Here is a 21,762-nt window from a genome sequence, read left to right as displayed (position 1 = left end):
CCATGACGCAGGATGCGCTCGTCGCCCGGGTCCAGGGCCTCAGTCACCGCTATGGCAAGACCCTGGCGCTGGATCACATCGACCTCGACATCCCGGCCGGCCGCATGATCGGCCTGATCGGCCCGGACGGGGTGGGCAAGTCCACCCTGCTCTCGATCCTGGCCGGCGCCCGGATCATCCAGGACGGCCGGGTCGAAGTCCTGGGCGGCGACATGACGGCACGCAGCCACCGCGACCGGACCTGCCCGCGCATCGCCTACATGCCGCAAGGGCTGGGGAAAAACCTCTATCCGACCCTTTCGGTCGAAGAAAACCTGCAATTCTTTGCGCGGCTGTTCGGCCACGGCGCCGCCGAGCGGCGGCGGCGGATCGACAGCCTGACCCGCAGCACCGGGCTGCACCCCTTCCTGGCGCGCCCGGCCGGCAAGCTGTCGGGCGGCATGAAGCAGAAGCTCAGCCTGTGCTGCGCCCTGATCCACGACCCCGACTTCCTGATTCTGGACGAGCCGACGACCGGAGTGGACCCCCTGGCCCGCGCCCAGTTCTGGGACCTGATCGCCCGCATCCGCGCCGGCTCGTCCCAGGGCGGCGCCATGAGCGTGATCGTCGCCACCGCCTACATGGACGAAGCCCAGCGCTTCGACTGGCTGGTGGCCATGGACGAAGGCCGCGTCCTGTCCACCGGCACACCCGCCGAACTGTTGCAGGCCACGGGACAAGCCTCGCTGGAATCGGCGTTCATCCATCTGCTGCCGGCCGCCAAGCGCGCAGGCTATGCGCCCGTGGACATCCCGCCGCTGCCCGACGAGGGCGCCGAGGACATCGCCATCGAAGCCCAGGGCCTGACCATGCGTTTTGGCGACTTCGTGGCCGTGGACCACGTCGACTTCCGCATCCGCCGGGGCGAGATCTTCGGCTTCCTGGGCTCCAACGGCTGCGGCAAGTCCACCACCATGAAGATGCTGACCGGCCTGCTGCCCGCCAGCGAAGGCCGGGCCTGGCTGTTCGGCCGCGAGATCGACCCCGACGATCTGGACGTGCGCCGCCGGGTCGGGTACATGTCGCAGGCCTTCTCGCTCTACAGCGAACTGACGGTGCGCCAGAACCTGGTCCTGCACGCCCGCCTGTTCCACGTCGCGCCCGACCGCATCGCCGAGCGCGTCCAGGCCATGGTGGCGCGTTTCGGCCTGGGCGAGGTGCAGGACGCGCTGCCCGACAGCCTGCCGCTGGGCATCCGCCAGCGCCTGTCGCTGGCCGTGGCCATGGTGCACAAGCCGGAACTGCTGATCCTGGACGAACCGACCTCGGGCGTGGATCCCATCGCCCGCGACGAATTCTGGCGCCTGCTGATCACGCTGTCGCGGCGCGACCGGGTGACGATCTTCATTTCCACCCACTTCATGAACGAGGCCGAGCGCTGCGACCGCATGTCCATGATGCACGCCGGCCGCGTGCTCGACAGCGACAGGCCGGCCGAACTGGTGCGCCGGCGCGGCGCCGCCACCCTGGAAGAAGCCTTCATCGGCTATCTGCTGGAAGCCGGCGGAGCCCCCGAAGAGACGTCCGAAGCGCCCGAGGCGCCTGCCGCGTCCGGGACGGCGGGCCGAGCCCCGGACGGCGAAGCGCCCGCCGCACGCCGCATGCCCTCCTTCAGCCTCGCCCGCCTGTTCAGCACCACGCAGCGCGAAGCCATGGAGCTGCTGCGCGATCCGGTGCGCGGCACGCTGGCGCTGCTGGGTTCCCTGGTGCTGATGTGCGTCATGGGCTTTGGCATCAGCCTGGACGTGGAAAACCTGAGCTTCGGGGTGCTGGACCGGGATCAGAGCACGCTCAGCCGCGACTATGCGCTGAACCTGTCGGGCTCGCGCTATTTCGTCGAACATCCCCCTATCCTGGACGAAGCCGATATGGACCGCCGCATGCGCAGCGGCGAACTGTCCCTGGCGCTCGAAATTCCGCCCGGTTTCGGCCGTGATCTGCTGCGCGGGCGCACCACCGAGATCGGCGCCTGGATCGACGGCGCCATGCCGCAGCGCGCCGAGACCGTCAAAGGCTACGTCCAGGGCATGCACCAGCAATGGCTGGCGCAGCAGGCCCTGGAACGCCTGGGCGCATCCGCCGCCGCGCCGGCGGCGCTGGAAACGCGCTTTCGCTACAACCCGGACGTGCGCAGCCTGCCGGCCATGGTGCCCGTGGTCATCCCGCTGCTGTTGATGATGCTGCCGGCCATGCTGACGGCTCTGGCCGTGGTGCGCGAAAAAGAGGTCGGTTCGATCATCAATCTGTACGTCACCCCGGTGACGCGCACGGAATTCCTGCTGGGCAAGCAGATTCCCTACATCGGCCTGGCGCTGCTGAATTTCGCGGCCATGTGCCTGCTGTCGATCACGGTCTTCGACGTGCCGATCAAGGGCAGCCTCGCCACCCTGGCCTTGACCGGCGTCCTGTATTGCCTGGCCTCCACCGGCCTGGGCCTGCTGGCCTCGGCCCTGACGCGCAGCCAGATCGCCGCCATGTTCTTCACCATGATCGCCACCTTGCTCCCGGCCATCCAGTTCTCGGGCCTGATGGACCCGGTCAGTTCGCTGGAAGGCCCCGGCTGGATCGTCGGCCAGATCTACCCGGCCGCCCATATGTTCACCATCAGCCGGGGCATCTTCAACAAGGCGCTGGAATTCCAGGATCTCTGGCCCTCGATCTGGCCCATGATGCTGTCCATTCCGGTCATCCTGGGCGCGGCCATCGCCCTCCTTCGCAAGCAGGACCGCTGACATGAGCCCTCTTCATTCCCTGGGAACGATCCGGCGGCTGGGCGTCAAAGAGCTCTGGAGCCTGTGGCGCGACCCCGTCATGCTGGTGCTGATCGCCTTTTCCTTCACCGTATCGGTCTATACCTCGGCCACGGCCATGCCCGAAACGCTGCACCACGTATCGATTGCCATCGTGGACGAGGACCATACGCCGCTGTCCCGGCAAATCACGGCCGCGTTCTATCCGCCCCAGTTTCTGCCGCCCGCCCTGATCGGCCAAGAAGCAGTGGACCCCGGCCTGGACATCGGCCGCTACTCTTTCGTGCTGAACATCCCCCCCGACTTCCAGCGCGACGTGCTGGCCGGGCGGCCGGCCGAAATCCAGATCAACGTGGATGCCACCCGTATGAGCCAGGCGTTCACCGGCAACGGCAACATCCAGCAGATCATCCAGGGCGAGATCCAGGCCTTTCTGCGCGGGCGCAACCCGGCGATGGCCTCGCCGGTGGAATTGTCGCTGCGCGCGCGCTTCAACCCCGCCCTGGAAAAAGCCTGGTTCGGCAGCCTGATGGAAATCATCAACCAGATCACCATGCTGTCCCTGATCCTGACCGGCGCCGCCCTGATCCGCGAACGCGAACACGGCACGATCGAACACCTGCTGGTCATGCCCGTCACGCCCGCCCAGATCATGCTCGCCAAAGTCTGGTCCATGAGCCTGGTGGTGCTGCTTGCCGCCGCGCTGTCGCTCAACGGCGTTGTCCGCGGCCTGCTGGGCGTGCCGATCGAAGGCTCGCTGCCGCTGTTCTTCGCCGGCGCCGGCCTGCACCTGTTCGCCATGACCGCCCTGGGCATCTACCTGGCCACCCTGGCGCGCAACATGCCCCAATTCGGCATGCTGATGATCCTGATTCTGCTGCCGCTGCAGATGCTCTCGGGCGGCACGACCCCGCGCGAAAGCATGCCGCAACTCGTCCAGAACCTGATGCTGGCCGCGCCGACCACGCACTTCGTCGAACTGGGGCAGGCCATCCTGTACCGGGGGGCCGGATTCGACGTCGTCTGGCCCTCGTTCGCGGCGCTGCTGATCATCGGTTCCATCATGTTCCATCTGTCGCTGCGCCGATTCCGTTCCGCCATCGGCAGCATGGCCTGATCTCACTCCAAGGAGCTCATCATGACCACTTCCCATACTGCGCTCGTCACCGGCGGCACCAGCGGCCTCGGCCAGGCAATCGCCCGCGCGCTGCACGACCAGGGCCACACCGTCCTGGTCGCGCACTCGCCCGACAACACCCACGTGCCGGCCTGGCTGCAGGCCCAGGCTGCCGACGGCTACACCTTCCAGGCCTATGCCGCCGACGTCGCCGACGAGGCTTCGTGCCTGGCCATGGCGGAGCGCATCCGGGCCGATGGCCACCGGGTGGACATCCTGGTGAACAACGCCGGCATCACCCGCGACGGCACCTTCCGAAAGATGGTGAAAGCCGCCTGGGACAGCGTGCTGCGCACCAATCTGGATTCGATGTTCAACGTCACCCATCCCTTTGTGGACGGCATGGCCGAGACCGGCTGGGGCCGCATCGTGAACATCGCTTCGGTGAACGGCAGCAAGGGCCAGTTCGGCCAGACCAACTACGCCGCAGCCAAGGCCGGCATCCATGGCTTCACCAAGTCGCTGGCCCTGGAACTGGCGCGCAAGGGCGTCACCGTCAACACCGTCTCTCCGGGTTATATGGACACGGCGATGGTCGCCGCCGTCCCCCGCGACGTGCTGGAAAATCAGATCATTGCCCAGATCCCGCTCGGCCGGCTGGGCCGGCCGGAAGAAATCGGCGCGCTGGTCGCATTCGTGTGCAGCGACCTGGCTGCGTTCATGACGGGCAGCAACCTGGCCATGAACGGCGGCCAACACATGTACTGAGGGCCGCGGCGGGCCGCCGCCCATCCGTCCCCCGCACCCTAAACATCAACCGACTTCGAGCGCTACATCATGTTCTTTCACAGCAACCTGCTCCTGGTCCTCTTCATCCTGGGGATCATCGCGATGTTCATCGGCTTTGGTTTCCGCGACCGGAACCCGGGCATCGTCCTGCTGGGCCTGGGCTTTCTGGCGGCCCTGGCCGCCGTCATCCAGAAGGCGATCGACGTCTTCGGATAAGAGCGATCCGGCAGGCGGCCGGACGGGGCCGGGGCACCGCCCCTCAGACCACGCCGCGCGCCCGCAGGGCTTCGACCTCGTCCTGCGCCAGGCCCAGGACCTCGGTCAGCACGTCGGCCGTGTGCGCCCCCAGCGGCGGAGGCGGCAGGCGGTAGTCCACCGGCGTGTCCGACAAGCGGATCGGACTGGCCACCAGCGGCACCGCGCCGGTTTCCGGATGCGGCATCTCGATGCGCAGGCCGCGCGCGCGCACCTGGGCGTCTTCGAACACCTGCTCGATCGCGTTGATCGGACCGCAGGGCACGGCGCGGGATTCCAGCGCCGCAATCCAGGCGGCCGTGGTGCGGGCCGTGGTCAGGTGACGCAGGATGGGGATCAGTTCGCCCCGATGTTCCACCCGCGCCCGGTTGGTGGCAAAACGGGCATCCTGCGCCAGATCCGGCCGGCCGGCTTCTTCACAAAAACGGGCGAACTGGCCGTCGTTGCCGATCGCCAGGATCATATAGCCATCGGCCGTGGGGAAATCCTGATACGGCACGATACTGGGATGCGCGTTGCCCAGCCGTCCCGGGCTGCGCCCGGTGGCCAGATAATTCATGGCCTGGTTCGCCAGGCAGGCGACCTGCACGTCCAGCAGCGCCATGTCCACGTGCTGGCCGGCGCCGGTGTGCTCACGCGCCGCCAGCGCGGCCTGAATGGCGTTGGACGCATACAAGCCGGTCAGGATGTCGGTCAGCGCCACCCCGGCCTTCATCGGCCCGCCGCCCGGCTCGCCGTCGGGCCGGCCGGTGACGCTCATCAGGCCGCCCAGGCCCTGCACCAGAAAATCGTAGCCCGCGCGCGCCGCATAAGGCCCCGTCTGGCCGAAACCGGTGATGGAGCAGTACACCAGGCGCGGGTTGAGCGCATGCAGGCTGTCGTAATCCAGGCCGTAGCGCGCCAGCCCGCCCGCCTTGAAGTTTTCCACCAGCACGTCGGACTGGCAGGCCAGGCGGCGGATCAGATCCTGCCCCTCGGCGCTGGCCATGTCCACCGTCACCGAACGCTTGTTGCGATTGGCGCACAGATAGTAGGCCGCGACGCGCGAATCCGCGCCCTGCCCGTCCGGCATCCACGGCGGCCCCCAGCCACGCGTGTCGTCCCCCTCGCCGGGGCGCTCGATCTTGATCACGTCCGCGCCCAGGTCGCCCAGGATCTGGGTGGCCCAGGGACCGGCCAGGATGCGCGACAGGTCCAGGACGCGGATGTGCGACAGCGCCCCCCGGGGCGCAGCGCCCGGACCCGCGGTGTGTCCGGCGGCGCCGGCGGTCTCGCGCGCCACGGCCGTCAGTTGGCGAAGGCGGCGATGCCGGTGATGGCCCGCCCCAGGATCAGGGCGTGCACGTCGTGCGTGCCCTCGTAGGTGTTGACGACTTCCAGGTTGACCAGATGGCGGGCGATGCAGAACTCGTCGGAAATGCCGTTGCCGCCCAGCATGTCGCGCGCGGTGCGGGCGATGTCCAGGGCCTTGCCGCAGGAATTGCGCTTGATGATGGAGGTGATTTCCACCGGCGCCTGATCCTCGTCCTTGAGGCGGCCGACGCGCAGCACGGCCTGCAGGCCCAGGGTGATTTCGGTCAGCATGTCGGCCAGTTTTTTCTGGATCAACTGGTTGGCGGCCAGCGGGCGGCCGAATTGCTTGCGGTCCAGCACGTACTGGCGCGCGGTTTCATAGCAGGCCTCGGCCGCGCCCAGGGCGCCCCAGGCGATGCCGAAACGCGCCGAATTCAGGCAGGTGAAGGGACCCTTCAGGCCACGCACCTCGGGGAAGATGTTTTCTTCCGGCACGAAGACCTCGTCCAGCACGATCTCGCCGGTGATCGAGGCGCGCAGGCCGACCTTGCCGTGGATCGCGGGGGCGGACAGGCCCTTCCAGCCCTTTTCCAGGATGAAGCCGCGGATGTCGCCGGCTTCATCCTTGGCCCAGACCACGAACACGTCGGCGATCGGGCTGTTGGTGATCCAGGTCTTGGCGCCCGTCAGGCTGTAGCCGCCCGGCACTTTCTTCGCCCGCGTCGCCATGGAACCCGGGTCCGAACCGTGGTCGGGTTCGGTCAGGCCGAAGCAGCCGATCCATTCGCCCGCAGCCAGCTTCGGCAGGTATTTTTGTTTTTGCGCCTCGGTGCCGAAGGCATTGATGGGCACCATGACCAGCGAGCTTTGCACGCTCATCATCGAGCGGTAGCCGGAGTCGACCCGCTCGACCTCGCGGGCGATCAGGCCGTAGCAGACATAGTTCATGCCCGCGCCGCCGTACTGTTCGGGAATCGTGGCGCCCAGCAGGCCCAGTTCACCCATTTCACGGAAGATCGCCGGGTCGGTCTTTTCATGACGGAAGGCTTCCTGGACGCGGGGCAGCAGACGGTCCTGGGCATAGGCGCGGGCGGCATCACGCACCATGCGCTCCGTGTCGGTCAACTGCTGGTCCAGCAGCAGGGGATCGAGCCATTGGAACTGGGGACGGGAAGCGGACATGGGGGTCTCCGGAAAAGAATAGGACTAAATCAGTGATGTTCACGCATCCTAACGAGATATTTTTCAACACACAATCGATATAAACTACGCTATTCGTGATTTTTATTCACTCCGTACTCGATCCGCACTTAATCCGATATGCGCAAACGCTTGCCCAGCACCCAGGCATTGCAGGCCTTCGAGGCCGCCGCGCGGCACGAAAGCTTCACGCGCGCCGCCCAGGAACTGTCGCTGACACAGGGCGCCATCTGCCGCCAGGTCGCCGGCCTGGAGGCCCTGGTCGGCGTGCCGCTGTTCCAGCGCGCGCGCCGGGGCGTGCGCCTGACCGATGCGGGCGAACGCTACAGCCGTGTGGTGCGCCGGCAACTGGACGCGTTGGAGCGCGACACCCAGGCCGTCATGGCCCATCAGGGCGGCGGCGTGCTGGAACTGGCCGTGGTGCCGACCTTCGCCACCCGCTGGCTGCTGCCGCGCCTGACGGCGCTGCGCGCCGAGCGCCCGGGCCTGCAGATCAATATGGCGACCCGCACCCATCCGTTTCTGTTCGAGGACACCGAGTTCGACGCCGCCATCTACTCGGGCGATCCGCGCTGGCCGGGCACCCAGGCCCATTTCCTGCTGCGGGAAAATCCCGTGCCGGTCTGCAGCCCCCGTCTGGCCGCCGATCCGCTGGACGCGGCCGGCATCGCCGCCCTGCCCTTGCTGCAGCAGAGCACCCGGCCCACCGCCTGGCGCGAATGGTTCGCCTCGGCCGGCGTCGCGGCCCCCGCCCCCCTGGCGGGCATGCGGCTGGAACTGTTTTCCATGCTGGCCCAGGCCGCCGGCGACGGACTGGGCGTGGCGCTGATCCCGCCCTTTCTGATCCAGCAGGAACTGGCCCAGGGCACGCTGACCGTGCTGAATCCGCACAGCGGCCCCGGCCAGCGGGCCTTTCACCTGATCATCCCCGAGCGCAAGGCCACCCTGCCCGCCCTGACGCATTTCCGCGACTGGCTGGTCGGGCAGACGCAGCAACGGATTACAAGGCCTTCGCCGCCTGATCCAGCGACTGCGCGAAGCGATCCGCCAGCGTATTCACCTGCGCTTCGGTGATGATGAGCGGCGGGCAGAAGGCCACGCTGTCCTGGATGCCGCGCAGGATCAGGCCGTTGTCCTGCGCCAGGCGCACGACCTGCGCGCCGGCCTTGCCCAGGGGATCGAAGGGCGTCTTCGAAGCCTTGTCGGCCACCAGTTCCACCGCCGCGATCAGGCCGATGCCCCGCACTTCACCCACCAGCGGGTGATCCGCCAGTTCCCGCAGCCGGCGCTGCAGCACGTCGCCCGCGGCAGCCGCGTTGTCCACCAGGCCGCGTTCCTCGATGATGCGGATGTTCTCCAGCGCCACCGCCGAGGCCACCGGGTGGCCGCTGGCGGTGTAGCCGTGGCCGAAAGTGCCCAGTTCGCCGCTGTGGCGCGTAATCACCGAGGCCACGCGTTCGTTCATCAGCACGGCGGCCAGCGGCTGGTACGAAGACGTGAGCTGCTTGGACAGCGTCATGAAATCGGGCTCGATGCCGAACAGGTCCGAGGCGAACATCCGCCCCGTGCGCCCGAAGCCGGTGATGACCTCGTCGGCGATCAGCAGCACGTCGTACTTGCGGCACACGGCCTGCATCTTCGGCCAGTAGGTCTCGGGCGGCACGATCACTCCGCCCGCGCCCATGACGGGCTCGCCGATGAAGGCCGCCACCGTCTCCGGGCCCTCGGCCAGGATCATCGCTTCCAGTTCAGCCGCCAGCCGGTCGGCGAAGCCGGTTTCAGTCTCGCCCGGCAGGCCTTCGCGGTACAGGTAGGGGCAGCGTGTGTGCAGGATGCGCGGCAAGGGCAGATCGAAACTGCGGTGATTGCCCGCCAGGCCCGTCAGGCTGGCCGAGGCCACGGTCACGCCGTGATAGCCGCGCTGGCGGGCGATGATCTTCTTCTTCTCGGGACGGCCCAGGGCATTGTTGTAGTACCAGACCATCTTGACGATGGTGTCGTTGGCCTCGGAGCCCGAATTCGTGAAGAAGGCCTGCGCCATGCGCCCGCCCGTCAGATCGATCAGTTTTTCCGCCAGTTCGATCGAGGGCACGTTCGATTTGTGGCTGAAGGTGTGATAGAAGGGCAGACGCTGCATCTGCTCGAAAGCCACCCGCGCCAGCCGGGGCTCGCTGAAGCCCACCGCCACGCTCCACAGTCCCGCCATGCCCTCGATGTACTCCTTGCCGGTGGTGTCGTACACGTGGATGCCATGGCCGCGATCCATGATGCACGGCCCCTCCTCGCGGTGCCGCTGGGCATTGGTGTAGGCGTGCAACTGATAGGCGACATCGCTGTGCGCCAGGTGGTTCGGGGTCGTCATGACGGGTTCCTTTTTTTCCGCAGGTCGAAGATCAAAGATAAGCGCCGATCACACGCGCGAGCGTGTCGAAGGCGGGCCGGATTTCCTCGGGCGTCGCCCCGGCGTAACCCAGCAACAGGCCGGGGCGGGCGTTCTCCCGCTCCGTGTAATAGGTGCTCAGGGCGCGTGTGACCACGCCTTGCTGCAAGGCATCGCGCACCACCAGGGTGTCGTCGACCCCGTCCGGCAGCGCCAGGATCAGGTGCAGTCCGGCCTCGACGCCGATGACGTCCAGCGCGTCGCCGAAATGGCGGCGGATTTCCTCGATCAGGCAGGCGCGCCGTTCCGCATAGCGCCGCCGCACGCGGCGGATGTGCGAGCTGAGATGGCCTTCGCGGATGAAGTCCGCCAGCACGGCGTGGGTCATCATGTTGCCCTCGCGGTACAGTTCCGCCACCGAATCGGCGAAGGCGCTTGCCAGCGCCTGCGGCACCACCAGAAAGCCGACCCGCAGGCCCGGACACAGGGTCTTGCTGAAGCTGCCCGCATACAGCACCCGGCCGGCCTCGTCCATGCCCTGCAGGGACGACAAGGGCCGCATGTCATAGCGGAATTCGCTGTCGTAGTCGTCTTCCAGGATCCAGCACGAGACCTGGCGCGCGTAGTCCAGCAGCATGTGCCGCCGCGCCAGGCTCATCACCGTGCCCAGGGGATACTGGTGCGAAGGCGCGACGACGATCAGCCGGGGCGGACGGGCCCGCTCGGCCTCGCCCGGCCAGATGCCCTCGTCGTCCACCCGGATCGGCACCAGGCGCAGCCCGGAGGACGTCAGCAGATTGCGCACGCCCCAATACGCGGGTTCTTCGACCCAGACCGTGTCGCCCGGGTCGCACAACAGCCGCGCCGCGATGTCGATGCCCTGGTGGATACCCGTGGTCATGACGACCTGCTGGGCCGTGCTGCGCACGGAGCGCACGCTGCCCAGGTAATCCGAAATCGCCTGACGCAGCGGGCCATAGCCGCCGGCCGGCGCATACCGCATCAGATCCCAGGGGCCGGCGCGCCACTGCCGGTTCTGGATGCGCGACCAGGTCTTCAAGGGAAATTCCCGCACGTCCGGAATGCCGGGCATGAAGGCGCCCGCCTGGCGGTTGGAAAAGCCCAGGCTGGACACCAGCCGGCGTCCTCGGCGCGAAAGATCATGCACCGGCGCGGCGTGTTCATCGATCGGCGCGTCCTCGCCATCCTCGGCCGGAGGGTCGAACAGGTCCTGGCGGATGTCTTCGACATAGGTGCCCCGGCCGACGCCCGCGTTCACATAGCCTTCCTCGGCCAACTGGTCGTAGACCTGCAGCACCGTATTGCGGGCGATGCCCAGCTCGGCCGCCAGGTCGCGCGTCGACGGCAGGCGGGCGCCTGCGGCCAGATGCCCTTCTAGAATGGCTCTACAGATCAGTCGATACAAGCGATGATAAGCAGGACTATCTTCGCTTGGAACGAAGTGTTGCTGCAACCATTCAGAGAGGATGAACGCTTCCAAATTGGCTCCATTAAATTTATCTAAATGGATCTATTTGACAAACCAAAAGATCAGTATAGTGAAAAAAAAGCAGAGCGGGAACACCCCGCTCAACAGGAGACAAGCATGACGCAACACAACCAGGACTGGCAGGCCCGCAAGAACGCCGCCATCCCCAACGGCATCGGCATCACCTGCGATTTCTACGCCCGGCGCGCCCTGAACGCCGAACTGTGGGACGTGGAAGGCCGGCGCTACATCGACTTTGCCGCCGGCATCGCCGTGGCCAACACCGGCCACCGCCACCCGCGCATCGTGGACGCCATCCGCGCCCAACTGGACGCCTTCACCCACACGGCCTTCCAGGTCGCCCCCTATGGCTCCTACGTGGAACTGGCCGAGCGCATCAACCGCCTGACGCCCGGCGACCATCCCAAGAAAACCGCTTTCTTCACCACCGGCGCCGAAGCCCTGGAAAACGCCGTCAAGATCGCGCGCGCCGCCACCGGTCGCACCGGAGTCATCGCCTTTTCCGGCGCCTTCCACGGCCGCACCTTCATGGGCATGGCCCTGACCGGCAAAGTCGCCCCCTACAAGCAGGATTTCGGCCCGCTGCCGGCCGAGGTCTATCACATCCCCTTCCCCACCCCGCTGGACGGCATCACCACGCAGGACTCCCTGCGCGCGCTGGACCTGCTGTTCAAGGCCGACATCAGCCCGAGCCGGGTGGCGGCCATCGTCATCGAGCCGGTCCAGGGCGAAGGCGGTTTCAACGTCGCCCCGCCGGAACTGCTGCGGGCGCTGCGCGAACGCTGCGACGCCCACGGCATGCTGCTGATCGTCGACGAAGTCCAGACCGGTTTCGCCCGCACGGGCAAGATGTTCGCCATCGAGCATTCGGGCGTGGCGCCCGACCTGATCACCATGGCCAAGAGCTTGGCCGGCGGCATGCCGCTGTCCGGCGTCTGCGGCCGGGCCGAGCTGATGGACGCCGCGCCGCGCGGCTCGCTGGGCGGCACCTACGCGGGCAACCCGCTGGCCATCGCCGCCGCCCTGGCCGTGCTGGACATCATCGACGAAGAACACCTGATCGCGCGCGCCGAGACCCTGGGCGCGCGCCTGCGCCAGGCCTTGGCCGGCTTCGCGCACCCGCGCGTGGCCGAGATCCGCGGCCTGGGCGCCATGGTCGCCGCCGAATTCCGCCATCCCGACGGCAGCCCCGACCCCGACAGCGCCGCCCGCATCCAGCGCCGCGCCCTGGAGCACGGCTTGATCCTGCTCACCTGCGGCGCTTACGGCAACGTCATCCGCTTCCTGTTTCCCCTGACAATCCCGGATGGCCTGCTGGAAGAAGGTTTGGCTATCCTCAAGGAAGCCATGGCCTAGGGTCCGCTCGCACCCCCAGCCCCCGACCCGCTCTGGCTCCCCCTCATCCATCCCGGAGGTTGCCCCTGATGTCCGCAGTTCCCGCCCCCGAACCCCTGGTCCGTTTCCAGAGCGTCCAGAAATCCTACGACGGCAGCAATCTGGTCGTCCGGGACCTCAATCTGGACATCCACCCCGGCGAGTTCCTGTCCCTGCTCGGTCCCTCCGGCTCGGGCAAGACCACCTGTCTGATGATGCTCGCCGGTTTCGAATCCCCGACGCGGGGCGACATCTTCCTGGAAGGACGCCGCCTGAACGACGTCCCGCCGCACCATCGCAACCTGGGCATGGTGTTCCAGAACTACGCGCTGTTTCCCCACATGACGGTCGAGCGCAATCTGGAATACCCGCTGAAGGTCCGCAAGATGCCCGCCGCGCAGCGCGCGCAACGCATCCACGAGGCCCTGTCCATGGTGCAGATGCAGGACTTCGCCAAACGCTACCCCGCCCAGCTCTCGGGCGGCCAGCAGCAGCGCATCGCCCTGGCGCGCGCGCTGGTCTTCCAGCCCCAGATCGTCCTCATGGACGAGCCGCTGGGCGCGCTGGACAAGCAGTTGCGCGAACACATGCAGCTCGAACTCAAGGCGCTGCACCGGCAACTGGGCATCACCTTCGTCTACGTCACCCATGACCAGAGCGAAGCCCTGACCATGAGCAACCGCATCGCGGTGTTCAACCAGGGCGTCATCCAGCAAGTCTGCGCCGCCGACACGCTGTACGAAACCCCGTGCAACCGCTTCGTCGCGGGTTTCGTCGGCGACAGCAACCAGTTCCCCGGCACCGTGTGCGCCGTCGAGGGCGAACGCTGCCAGGTCGAACTGGCCGGCGGCACGCTGCTGCGCGGGCTCAACGTCCAGGGCCTGCAAGCCGGCGCTCCCTGCATCGTGGCGATGCGCCCGGAACGCGTCCAGCCGGCCCCGGCGGGCAGCGACAACGGCTTCCAGGCCCAGACGGTCGACGAGGTCTACTTCGGCGACCACGTGCGCCTGCGCTGCCGCCTGGACGGCGGCGACACCTTCTTCGTCAAAATGCCCCTGGCCGCGGACGCCGGGTCGCATGCCCCCGGAACCCGCATCCCCCTGCGGATCGATCCCGGGCACGTCCGCGTTTTCCTCCCCTGACATTCCCACGACAACACAGGAGACATTCCATGAAAAACCAGACTCTGCTGACGGCCCTGGCGCTCGCGCTGCCCCTGGCCCTGGCCCAGGCGCCCGCCCAGGCCCGCGACCTGACGGTCGTGAACTTCGGCGGCGCCAACGGCGACGCCCAGACCGCCGCATTCATCCAGCCCTACGAAAAAGAAACCGGCAAGAAGATCATCCCCGTCGCCTACAACGGCGAACAGGCCAAGGTCAAAGCCATGGTCCAGTCCAAGAACGTCGTCTGGGACGCCGTCGAAGTCGAAACCGGCGATCTGGGCCGCGGCTGCGACGAAGGCCTGTACGAGAACATCGACTGGAGCACCGTCCTGAACAAGGCCGACATGGTGCGAGGCGCCCTGAAATACTGCGGCGTAGGCACTTTCGTCTGGTCCACCGTCCTGGCCTACAACGCCGATACCCTGAAGACGCCGCCGACCGGCTGGGCCGATTTCTGGGACGTGAAAAAATTCCCCGGCAAGCGCGGCCTGCGCAAGGGCGCGCACTACAACGTCGAATTCGCCCTGATGGCCGACGGCGTGCCGCCGCAGGACGTCTACAAAGTGCTGGCGACGCCCGAAGGCGTGGACCGCGCCTTCAAGAAGCTCGACGAGCTCAAGCCTCACATCCAGTGGTGGGAAGCCGGCGCCCAGCCGCCGCAGATGCTGTCGGCCGGCGACGTCGTCATGTCCGCCGCCTACAACGGCCGCATCGACGCCGCGCAGCGCGAAGGACGGCCCCTGAAGGTCGTCTGGGCCGGCAGCGTCTACGACTTCGACTACTGGGTCATCCCGGTCGGCTCGCCGAACAAGGACCAGGCGATCGAGTTCATCCGCTATGCCAGCTCGCCCAAGGCGCAGGCGTCCTACTCCGAGCACATCGCCTACGGCCCGGTCAGCAAAGAGGCCATCAGCATGCTCAAGCCCGAAGTGCTGGCCAACGTGCCCAACTCTCCGGCCAACGCCCGCAACGCCCTGTTCAACGATCTGGAGTTCTGGACCGACCACGGCGAAGAACTGGAACAGCGCTTCACGGCCTGGGCCGCCCGCTGACCCAAGCGTTGATTCGCCTGGGGGCCGGCCGGGCGCCGGCCCCTGCGCTTGACCAAGGAACTCCGCCATGGACACGACCCTAGACGACCCCGGCGCCATCCGGCGCTCGATGCGCGCCACGCAGCGGCGCCAGACCGGACGCGCCCTCCTGCTGGTCGGGCCGCTGGCCCTGTTCCTGCTGGCGATCTTCGTGATTCCGATCGCCGCCCTGCTGACCCGGGCCGCCGACAACCCCGAAGTCATCGACACCCTGCCTCGCACCCTGCAGGCGCTGTCCCAATGGGACGGCGGCGCCACGCCGCCCGACACCGCCTTCGAAGCGCTGACCCAGGATCTGGCGCACGCCAAAAACACCCCTGCCGCGGGCGAACTGGCCCGCCGCCTGAACTACGAGATCGCCGGCTATCGCTCGCTGATCTTCAAGACCCTGCGCCACATGCCGATCCAGGCGGCCGACGCCGCCGACGCGCGCGCGCAACTGACCGAACTGGACAAGCGCTGGGCCGAGCCCGCCTACTGGACGGTCATCGCCAACAACAACCAGCACTGGACGCCTTATTACCTGCTGGCCTCGCTGGATCTGAAGCTCGACCCCCAGGGCCACGTGGTCGCGGCGCCGGCCGGCACCTCGGCCTTCCAGGAAATCTTCTCGCGCACCTTCGTCATCAGCCTGGTGGTCACGCTGATCGCGCTGGCGCTGGGCTACCCCCTGGCCTACTGGATCACGCGCCTGCCCAAGCGGCGCGCCAATCTGGTCCTGATCTGCATCCTGATCCCTTTCTGGACCTCGGTGCTGGTGCGCATCGCCGCCTGGGTGGTGCTGCTGCAGCGCGAGGGCCTGATCAATAGCGCGCTGGGCGGCCTGGGCCTGATCTCCGAGCCCCTGCCCCTGCTGTTCAACCGCCTGGGCGTCTACATCGCCATGGTCCACATCCTGCTGCCCTTCATGGTGCTGCCCCTGTACAGCGTCATGCAGTCGGTGCCGCCCAGCTACCAGCGCGCCGCGATTTCGCTGGGCAGCCATCCCTTCGCCGCCTTCTGGCGCGTGTACGTGCCGCAGACCTACCCCGGCATCGCCGCCGGCTCGCTGCTGGTGTTCATCATCGCCATCGGCTACTACATCACGCCGGCCCTGCTGGGCGGCGCCGGCGACCAGATGATCAGCTACTACGTCGCCTACTTCACCAATCAGACCATCAACTGGGGCATGGCCAGCGCGCTGGGCCTGATCCTGCTGGTGGCCACCCTGCTGCTCTACGCCCTGTACCGCCGGATCTCCGGCAAGGAACTGGCCCTGAACTGAGGACGCGAAAATGTTCAAGACCGAATTCCCGCCCTACCTGTCGCTGACCGAGCGCACCTGGCACTACGCGCTGCGCATCCTGTGCGCGCTGCTGCTGGTATTCCTGCTGCTGCCGATCCTGGTGATCGTCCCGCTGTCGTTCAACCAGAGCTCGATGCTGCTCTACCCCATCGAGTCGTTCTCGCTGCGCTGGTACGAGGCGCTGTTCCATTCGGACGACTGGGCCCGGGCGACCACCAACAGCTTCATCATCGCCCCGGCCGCCACGCTGCTGGCCACAGTGCTGGGCACGCTGGCCGCCGCCGGTCTGCACCGCGCGCAGTTTCGCGGCAAAGGCCTGCTGATGGCGGTGCTGATTTCGCCGATGATCGTGCCGCTGGTGGTGACCGGCCTGGGCATCTACCTGTTCTTCGCGCCCTACGGCCTGGTCAACAGCTACGGCGGCCTGATCCTGGCCCTGGCCGCGATCGGCGCGCCTTTCGTGGTCACCACCGTGTCGGCCACGCTGCAGGGCTTCGACCCCAATCTGCTGCGCGCCAGCTACAGCCTGGGCGCCGGCCCCGTCCAGTCCTTCTTCAAGGTGACGCTGCCCATCATCGCGCCCGGCGTCATCGCCGGCGCCCTGTTCGCCTTCGCCACGGCGTTCGACGAAATCGTCATCACGCTGTTCCTGGCCGGTCCCGAACAGGTCACCCTGCCGCGCCAGATGTTCACCGGCATCCGCGAGAACATCAGCCCGGTGATCGCCGCCGTCGCCACCATCCTGATCCTGTTCTCGACGGCGCTGCTGCTGGCCCTGGAATGGCTGCGCGGCCGCGTCGAGGCCAAGACCGTGCGGCTGGACGACTGAGCGGCCCGGCGTTCAGCCGGGCCGCTCCTGGAGCGCACGCAGGATGACACGCGCGGGATCACCCGCGCGCAGCATCACTGCTTGAGCAAAGCGCAACTGCTCTCGGACAAGGGCATGAAGGCATCGTCCTGAGGAATCGTGGCGATGACCTTGTAGTAGTCCCAGGGATATTTCGATTCCGCCGGCGACTTCACCTGCACCAGGTACATATCGTGGATCATCCGCCCATCCGGCCGGATGACGCCGCCCCGGGAATAAAAGTCATCGACCGGCGTCTTGCGCATCTGCTGGTTCACGGCGTCGGTCGCGTCCGTCCTGGCGGCCTGCACCGCCTTCAGGTAATGCAGCGTCGCCGAATACGTCGCCGCGTGATTCATGGACGGCATCTTGCCCGCCTGTTCGTAGAAGCGTTTGGACCAGGCGCGCGTCTCTTCGTTGCGGTCCCAGTAAAAGCCCGTGGTGATGTACAGGCCCTTGGCCACGTCCAGGCCGAGGCTATGGATGTCCTGGATGAACACCAGCAGACCGGCCAGGTCCTGGTTTTCCGTCACGCCGAACTGGTGTGCGGTCTTGATGGCGTTGATGGTGTCCTTGCCCGCATTGGCCAGGCCGACGATCTTCGCGCCCGAGGCCTGGGCCGACATCAGGTACGAGGAAAAGTCGCCGGTATTGATCGGGTGGCGGGCGGACCCGAGCACCTTGCCGCCGTTTTCCTTGATCACGGCGGTGGCATCCTTTTCCAGCTGTTTGCCGAATGAATAATCGGCCGTCACGAAATACCAGGAATCGCCGCCGTTCTTGACGACGTACTTGGCGGTGCCGTGCGACAGCGCATACGTGTCGTAGTTGTAGTGGATGGACGTCGGCGCGCAGCTCTCGTTCGTCAGCGCGGTCGTGCCCGCGCCGGTGTTGATGACGATCTTGTTGTCGGCCTTGGCGATATTGACCACCGCCAGGGCGACCGACGAATTGTTCATCCCGACGATGGTATCGACCTGCTCGCGGTCGAACCAGGTGCGGGCCACCAGCGCGCCCTCGTCCGCCTTGCTCTGGTGATCCGCCGACACCACCTCGACCGGCGTCCCGTCGAGCGAACCGCCGAAATCCTTGACGGCCATTTCCGCCGCGATGATCGAGCCCTTGCCGCCCACGTCGGAATAGACGCCCGACAAATCGGTCAGCACGCCGATTTTCACGACGCCATCGGAAAAGGCGCCGGCCTGCGCCTGGGCGGCGCCGGCGCAGAACAAGCCCGCAGACAAGGCGGCGACCAGGGTGGTGAGACGCGTGCCGGACGTGTGGTTGATGCGCTTCATGGTTGTATCCTCCAGAATTCCAGAATTGAGTGGTCAGCGGCCGGCGCTCAGGCTTTCGGCGCGGTCCCGTTCATATAGCGCACGGGCGACAGGGGCTGCTCGTTGACCTGCAGCGAGAAAATGTCCGGGCGGGCATAATGCCCCACGACGTCGAATTCGAACTTGGTGTGCTGGATCAGATCCAGGTCGACGTCGGCGTAGAGAATGGTTTCCCCTTCGGCATACGGCCCGGCAATGATCTCGCCCATCGGATCGACGATGACACTGTTGCCGCGCAGCAGCACCGTGCCGGGCTCATCGCCCCGCGCGCAGCGGTAGTCCTCGTCATAGGCGCCGCGCGTGATGTACTGGCAGGCGGAAAACACGAAGCAGCGCCCTTCCTGGGCGATATGCCGCATCGAGGCCAGCCAGACGTCGCGATCGTCGGCCGTGGGCGCGCAATAGATGTTGACGCCCTTGCCGTACATCGCCAGGCGCAGGGCCGGCATGTAGTTTTCCCAGCAGATGACCGAACCGACATTGCCCAGTTCCGTGTTGAACACCGGCAGGGTCGAGCCGTCGCCAAAGCCCCAGACGACCCGCTCGGCCACCGTGGGCATCAGCTTGCGGTGCTTGCCCAGATACGCGCCGTCCGCCCCGAAGAAGATCACGGTGCAGTACAGGGTGCCGCCGTCCCGTTCGATCACGCCTATGACGACGAAGGCGCCGGCCTCGCGGGCGGCCTCGCCCAGGCGATCGGTTTCGGGCCCCGGCACCGTAATCGCACCGGCCTGGTAGCGGAAGAAATCCTCGCGCCCCTCCGGGGTCCGGTAGCCGACGGGCGCGCCGAAATGACACCCCTTCGGATAGCCCGAAATGAAGGCCTCGGGAAAGACGATCAGGCGCGCCCCTTCCCGCCCGGCCTCGGCGATCAGGCCGCAGGCCTTGTCCACCGACGCTTCCGGATGAAAAGGGACCGAACCGGCCTGGACGACTGCTGCTTTGTAACGCATGGAACACCTCAAGCGATCAGACGGAAAACAACGTAGACAGAACAGTCTAGAGAGGCGCCCAAGGACGTCAAGATGACGGAGCAGTCTGAATTATTCGTCAAATCGAACAATTCATAAAATCACATATTATTCAATCTGATAGAGAAATAAATTCAGCCCGATACGACTTCAAACAATAGACTGTCGATCATTTTCGACACTCCGTCGTGATACGCTCGGCCTGTCTATCCCCCACCTTTTCAACAAGGAAAAAGGCCGATGTTTTATCTGAGAGAGCGCCTGGCTGCGATCGGCATCACCGGCAAGGAAGCGAAACTGTATCTGGCCGCCCTGGAAACCGGAGAAGCCCCGGTGCACCTGATCGCCAAGCAGGCCGGCATCGGCCGCACGACCGCTTATGACGTGCTGGCCCGTCTGGTGGAAAACGGCCTGGTCACCCGACACGAGAAACAGGGGCGCATCATTGTCGTCCCCGAACCGCCCGAGCAACTGCTCAAGCGCCACGAGACGCGGCTGGCGCACCTGCGCGACCTGATCCCGGAACTGACCGCGCTGCACAATGCCTCGCCCATCCGGCCCAAAGTGCGCTTGTACGAAGGCGAAGCCGGGATCCGCACCGTGCTGCACAACACGCTCGAATGCAAATCAGGCGTGGTGCGCGCCTGTCTGTCCATGGCCGAAATGCTGGAGACCCCGGGCTTCGAGGAAGTCGACAAGTTCAGTCAGGAACGCATCCGCCGGGGCATCGAACTGCGCGTGATCCGCACCCGCACCGAGGAAGTCAGCAACATCTGGGGCACCAACCCGGCCATCCAGCGGGAACTGCGCTACGCACCCGCGCTGACGAACTTTTCCATGACCATGTTCATCCACGACGACTGCGTCAGCCTGATTTCCTCGCGGCGGGAGAACTTCGGGCTGGTCATCCAGAGCGAGGAATTCGCCCACATCCAGGAATACCTGTTCGACCAGCTCTGGCTGAATGCCGAACGCAGTCAGGCCTGAAGCCGACCCGGCTGCGCCGCCTGAAGGCGGCGCTCAGAGTTGCGCCAGGGCGTCCCGCACCGCCGCCAGGCGATCCGCCGGGACACGCGCCCAGCACAGGCTGTCGGCCTCCAGCGCAACCTGGCCGTCGGCCCCGGGCGCCAGGCCCGACAGGTCCCGTCCGGCGAAAGACCGGCCCAGCGCGTTCAGGACCTTGGGGTCGCCAAAGGGCTCGGACAGCAGCAGCTCGGCGCCGTCGGCGCCGAACAGGCGCTGGCGGAACCGGCCGTCCTCGTCGCGGAAGGACACGATCCGGGCGCGGCTCGCGCGCACGGACGCCCCGGCCGTCTGCGCAGCGCCGGTCCCGGCCGTCATGCGCAGACCCACGGCTTCGCGCAAACGCGCCATCATGGGGGTCGCGGTGCGCCGGGCCTTGGCCGCGCCGGCCTGCAGAATGTCCTCGATCCGCTCGGGATGGGCCATCAGATCCGCGTAGTGTTCGCGCATCGGGCCGATCTGGGCCTCGATCCGCTCGCACAGCGCCTGCTTGGCCTCGCCCCAGCCCAGGCCGCCTTCCAGGGCGGTGCGGAAATCCGCTGCCTGCGCGGACGTGGCAAAGGCCTGGTACAACATATACAGATGCGAGCCCTCGGCATCCTTGGGCTCGCCGGGCGCGCGCGAATCGGTGACGATCCGCGCCACGGCGGACTTCAGGGCCTTGGCCCCGCCCTCGAACAAGGGGATGGTGTTGTCATAGCTCTTGGACATCTTGCGCCCATCCAGGCCCGGCAGCGTGGCGACGGCCTCGTCGACCTGGACCTCCGGCAGCACGAACAAGGCTTCGCCCCGGCCATACAGATGGTTGAAGCGCTGGGCGATGTCGCGCGCCATTTCCAGGTGCTGGACCTGGTCGCGCCCCACCGGCACGCGGTGGGCGTTGAACATCAGAATGTCGGCGGCCATCAGCACCGGGTAGGAAAACAAGCCCATGCTGACGCCGTCGTCCGGTTCGACACCCTTGACGCCGTTGGCATCCACGGCAGCCTTGTACGCATGCGCGCGGTTCATCAGGCCCTTGGCCGTGACGCAGTTCAGCATCCAGCACAGCTCCGGAATTTCCGGCACGTCCGATTGGCGGTAGAAAGTCGTCCGGTCCGTATCCAGGCCGGCGGCGACCCAGGTCGCGGCGATCTCCAGGCGCGAACGCGCAATGCGCGCGGGGTCATCACACTTGATCAGCGCGTGATAATCGGCCATGAAGAAAAAGGCATCCACGCCCGGCTCGGTGCTGGCCTGGATCGCCGGACGGATGGCGCCGGCGTAATTGCCCAAGTGGGGGGTGCCCGACGGCGTGATGCCGGTCAAGACGCGGGTGACGGGTGTGCTCATGGGGTT

Annotated in this window: 18 protein-coding genes; 11 read left to right on the top strand and 7 right to left on the bottom strand. The window is 66.7% G+C overall.

Features of this window, described 5'->3' with window-relative positions; all coding sequences use genetic code 11:
• The first annotated feature begins 2 nt into the window (after nt 1-2).
• From rbbA to ACFO0J_RS16895, 4 genes are all read left to right on the top strand, one after another.
• Nucleotides 3-2,771, top strand: a complete 2,769-nt coding sequence (gene rbbA, locus ACFO0J_RS16910; protein WP_376814263.1) for a ribosome-associated ATPase/putative transporter RbbA — start codon at nt 3-5, stop codon at nt 2,769-2,771.
• A gap of 1 nt (nt 2,772) precedes the next feature.
• Nucleotides 2,773-3,906 (top strand): ABC transporter permease, encoded by a 1,134-nt coding sequence (locus tag ACFO0J_RS16905; protein WP_376814262.1) that lies wholly within the window; start codon nt 2,773-2,775, stop codon nt 3,904-3,906.
• 21 nt (nt 3,907-3,927) lie between these two features.
• A complete protein-coding gene (gene phbB, locus ACFO0J_RS16900; RefSeq protein WP_376814261.1) occupies nt 3,928-4,674 on the top strand; it encodes an acetoacetyl-CoA reductase in 747 nt (248 codons plus the stop codon).
• Nucleotides 4,675-4,743: 69 nt separating this feature from the next.
• Nucleotides 4,744-4,911, top strand: coding sequence for a hypothetical protein (locus tag ACFO0J_RS16895; RefSeq protein ID WP_376814260.1), 168 nt, complete (start codon nt 4,744-4,746; stop codon nt 4,909-4,911).
• A 43-nt stretch (nt 4,912-4,954) separates the two neighbouring features.
• Here the strand turns inward: ACFO0J_RS16895 and ACFO0J_RS16890 are convergent, their stop codons facing one another.
• Together ACFO0J_RS16890 and ACFO0J_RS16885 are read right to left on the bottom strand one after the other, a co-directional pair.
• Nucleotides 4,955-6,232 (bottom strand): CaiB/BaiF CoA transferase family protein, encoded by a 1,278-nt coding sequence (locus tag ACFO0J_RS16890; RefSeq protein WP_376814259.1) that lies wholly within the window; start codon nt 6,230-6,232, stop codon nt 4,955-4,957.
• 5 nt (nt 6,233-6,237) lie between these two features.
• The gene (locus ACFO0J_RS16885) at nt 6,238-7,425 is read right to left on the bottom strand and encodes an acyl-CoA dehydrogenase (RefSeq protein WP_376814258.1); all 1,188 of its coding nucleotides are present in this window, start codon (nt 7,423-7,425) and stop codon (nt 6,238-6,240) included.
• A gap of 138 nt (nt 7,426-7,563) precedes the next feature.
• Between ACFO0J_RS16885 and ACFO0J_RS16880 the strand changes: the two genes are divergently transcribed.
• Nucleotides 7,564-8,517 carry a LysR family transcriptional regulator gene (locus ACFO0J_RS16880; protein ID WP_376814257.1) on the top strand — a complete coding sequence of 318 codons (954 nt, stop codon included), beginning with the start codon at nt 7,564-7,566 and terminating at the stop codon, nt 8,515-8,517.
• Here the strand turns inward: ACFO0J_RS16880 and ACFO0J_RS16875 are convergent.
• Entirely contained in the window at nt 8,444-9,805 is a 1,362-nt protein-coding gene (locus tag ACFO0J_RS16875) for an aspartate aminotransferase family protein (RefSeq protein ID WP_376814256.1), read from the bottom strand. The genes ACFO0J_RS16880 and ACFO0J_RS16875 overlap by 74 nt on opposite strands.
• A 31-nt stretch (nt 9,806-9,836) precedes the next feature.
• Nucleotides 9,837-11,324, bottom strand: a complete 1,488-nt coding sequence (pdxR, locus tag ACFO0J_RS16870) for a MocR-like pyridoxine biosynthesis transcription factor PdxR (protein ID WP_376814255.1) — start codon at nt 11,322-11,324, stop codon at nt 9,837-9,839.
• Nucleotides 11,325-11,429: 105 nt separating this feature from the next.
• Here pdxR and gabT point away from each other — a divergent pair, with 105 nt between their 5' ends.
• The 5 genes from gabT to ACFO0J_RS16845 all read left to right on the top strand — a co-directional run bounded on the left by gabT (nt 11,430) and on the right by ACFO0J_RS16845 (nt 17,075).
• Complete coding sequence (gabT, locus tag ACFO0J_RS16865) at nt 11,430-12,689, top strand: 4-aminobutyrate--2-oxoglutarate transaminase (RefSeq protein ID WP_376814254.1); 1,260 nt, start codon at nt 11,430-11,432, stop codon at nt 12,687-12,689.
• A gap of 68 nt (nt 12,690-12,757) precedes the next feature.
• Nucleotides 12,758-13,849 (top strand): ABC transporter ATP-binding protein, encoded by a 1,092-nt coding sequence (locus tag ACFO0J_RS16860; RefSeq protein WP_376814253.1) that lies wholly within the window; start codon nt 12,758-12,760, stop codon nt 13,847-13,849.
• Nucleotides 13,850-13,878: 29 nt separating this feature from the next.
• Complete coding sequence (locus ACFO0J_RS16855) at nt 13,879-14,922, top strand: ABC transporter substrate-binding protein (protein WP_376814252.1); 1,044 nt, start codon at nt 13,879-13,881, stop codon at nt 14,920-14,922.
• Between the two features lie 67 nt (nt 14,923-14,989).
• A complete protein-coding gene (locus ACFO0J_RS16850; RefSeq protein ID WP_376814251.1) occupies nt 14,990-16,225 on the top strand; it encodes an ABC transporter permease in 1,236 nt (411 codons plus the stop codon).
• A 10-nt stretch (nt 16,226-16,235) separates the two neighbouring features.
• A complete protein-coding gene (locus ACFO0J_RS16845; RefSeq protein ID WP_376814250.1) occupies nt 16,236-17,075 on the top strand; it encodes an ABC transporter permease in 840 nt (279 codons plus the stop codon).
• Nucleotides 17,076-17,149: 74 nt separating this feature from the next.
• On the opposite strand, the gene ACFO0J_RS16840 is transcribed toward ACFO0J_RS16845, so the two are convergent.
• Nucleotides 17,150-18,391, bottom strand: coding sequence for an ABC transporter substrate-binding protein (locus ACFO0J_RS16840; protein ID WP_376814249.1), 1,242 nt, complete (start codon nt 18,389-18,391; stop codon nt 17,150-17,152).
• A 47-nt stretch (nt 18,392-18,438) separates the two neighbouring features.
• Nucleotides 18,439-19,383, bottom strand: a complete 945-nt coding sequence (locus ACFO0J_RS16835; protein WP_376814248.1) for a carbon-nitrogen hydrolase family protein — start codon at nt 19,381-19,383, stop codon at nt 18,439-18,441.
• Between the two features lie 258 nt (nt 19,384-19,641).
• On the opposite strand from ACFO0J_RS16835, the gene ACFO0J_RS16830 reads away from it, so the two are divergent.
• A complete protein-coding gene (locus ACFO0J_RS16830; RefSeq protein ID WP_376814247.1) occupies nt 19,642-20,388 on the top strand; it encodes a TrmB family transcriptional regulator in 747 nt (248 codons plus the stop codon).
• Between the two features lie 33 nt (nt 20,389-20,421).
• On the opposite strand, the gene ACFO0J_RS16825 is transcribed toward ACFO0J_RS16830, so the two are convergent.
• Nucleotides 20,422-21,756: a tryptophan--tRNA ligase gene (locus ACFO0J_RS16825; protein ID WP_376814246.1), complete on the bottom strand. Its 1,335-nt coding sequence runs from the start codon at nt 21,754-21,756 to the stop codon at nt 20,422-20,424.
• Nucleotides 21,757-21,762 lie beyond the last annotated feature (6 nt).

The sequence above is a fragment of the Castellaniella hirudinis genome (assembly GCF_042651965.1).
Lineage (GTDB): Bacteria > Pseudomonadota > Gammaproteobacteria > Burkholderiales > Burkholderiaceae_B > Castellaniella > Castellaniella hirudinis.
This window is presented reverse-complemented; position numbering and strand designations above follow the sequence as displayed.

What these genes read in the sequence shown, in the direction of transcription:
- rbbA (WP_376814263.1), top strand. Translation starts at nt 3, where the DNA reads ATGACGCAGGATGCGCTCGTCGCCCGGGTCCAGGGCCTCAGTCACCGC.
- ACFO0J_RS16905 (WP_376814262.1), top strand. Translation starts at nt 2,773, where the DNA reads ATGAGCCCTCTTCATTCCCTGGGAACGATCCGGCGGCTGGGCGTCAAA.
- phbB (WP_376814261.1), top strand. Translation starts at nt 3,928, where the DNA reads ATGACCACTTCCCATACTGCGCTCGTCACCGGCGGCACCAGCGGCCTC.
- ACFO0J_RS16895 (WP_376814260.1), top strand. Translation starts at nt 4,744, where the DNA reads ATGTTCTTTCACAGCAACCTGCTCCTGGTCCTCTTCATCCTGGGGATC.
- ACFO0J_RS16885 (WP_376814258.1), bottom strand. Translation starts at nt 7,425, where the DNA reads ATGTCCGCTTCCCGTCCCCAGTTCCAATGGCTCGATCCCCTGCTGCTG.
- ACFO0J_RS16880 (WP_376814257.1), top strand. Translation starts at nt 7,564, where the DNA reads ATGCGCAAACGCTTGCCCAGCACCCAGGCATTGCAGGCCTTCGAGGCC.
- ACFO0J_RS16875 (WP_376814256.1), bottom strand. Translation starts at nt 9,805, where the DNA reads ATGACGACCCCGAACCACCTGGCGCACAGCGATGTCGCCTATCAGTTG.
- gabT (WP_376814254.1), top strand. Translation starts at nt 11,430, where the DNA reads ATGACGCAACACAACCAGGACTGGCAGGCCCGCAAGAACGCCGCCATC.
- ACFO0J_RS16860 (WP_376814253.1), top strand. Translation starts at nt 12,758, where the DNA reads ATGTCCGCAGTTCCCGCCCCCGAACCCCTGGTCCGTTTCCAGAGCGTC.
- ACFO0J_RS16855 (WP_376814252.1), top strand. Translation starts at nt 13,879, where the DNA reads ATGAAAAACCAGACTCTGCTGACGGCCCTGGCGCTCGCGCTGCCCCTG.
- ACFO0J_RS16850 (WP_376814251.1), top strand. Translation starts at nt 14,990, where the DNA reads ATGGACACGACCCTAGACGACCCCGGCGCCATCCGGCGCTCGATGCGC.
- ACFO0J_RS16845 (WP_376814250.1), top strand. Translation starts at nt 16,236, where the DNA reads ATGTTCAAGACCGAATTCCCGCCCTACCTGTCGCTGACCGAGCGCACC.
- ACFO0J_RS16840 (WP_376814249.1), bottom strand. Translation starts at nt 18,391, where the DNA reads ATGAAGCGCATCAACCACACGTCCGGCACGCGTCTCACCACCCTGGTC.
- ACFO0J_RS16835 (WP_376814248.1), bottom strand. Translation starts at nt 19,383, where the DNA reads ATGCGTTACAAAGCAGCAGTCGTCCAGGCCGGTTCGGTCCCTTTTCAT.
- ACFO0J_RS16830 (WP_376814247.1), top strand. Translation starts at nt 19,642, where the DNA reads ATGTTTTATCTGAGAGAGCGCCTGGCTGCGATCGGCATCACCGGCAAG.
- ACFO0J_RS16825 (WP_376814246.1), bottom strand. Translation starts at nt 21,756, where the DNA reads ATGAGCACACCCGTCACCCGCGTCTTGACCGGCATCACGCCGTCGGGC.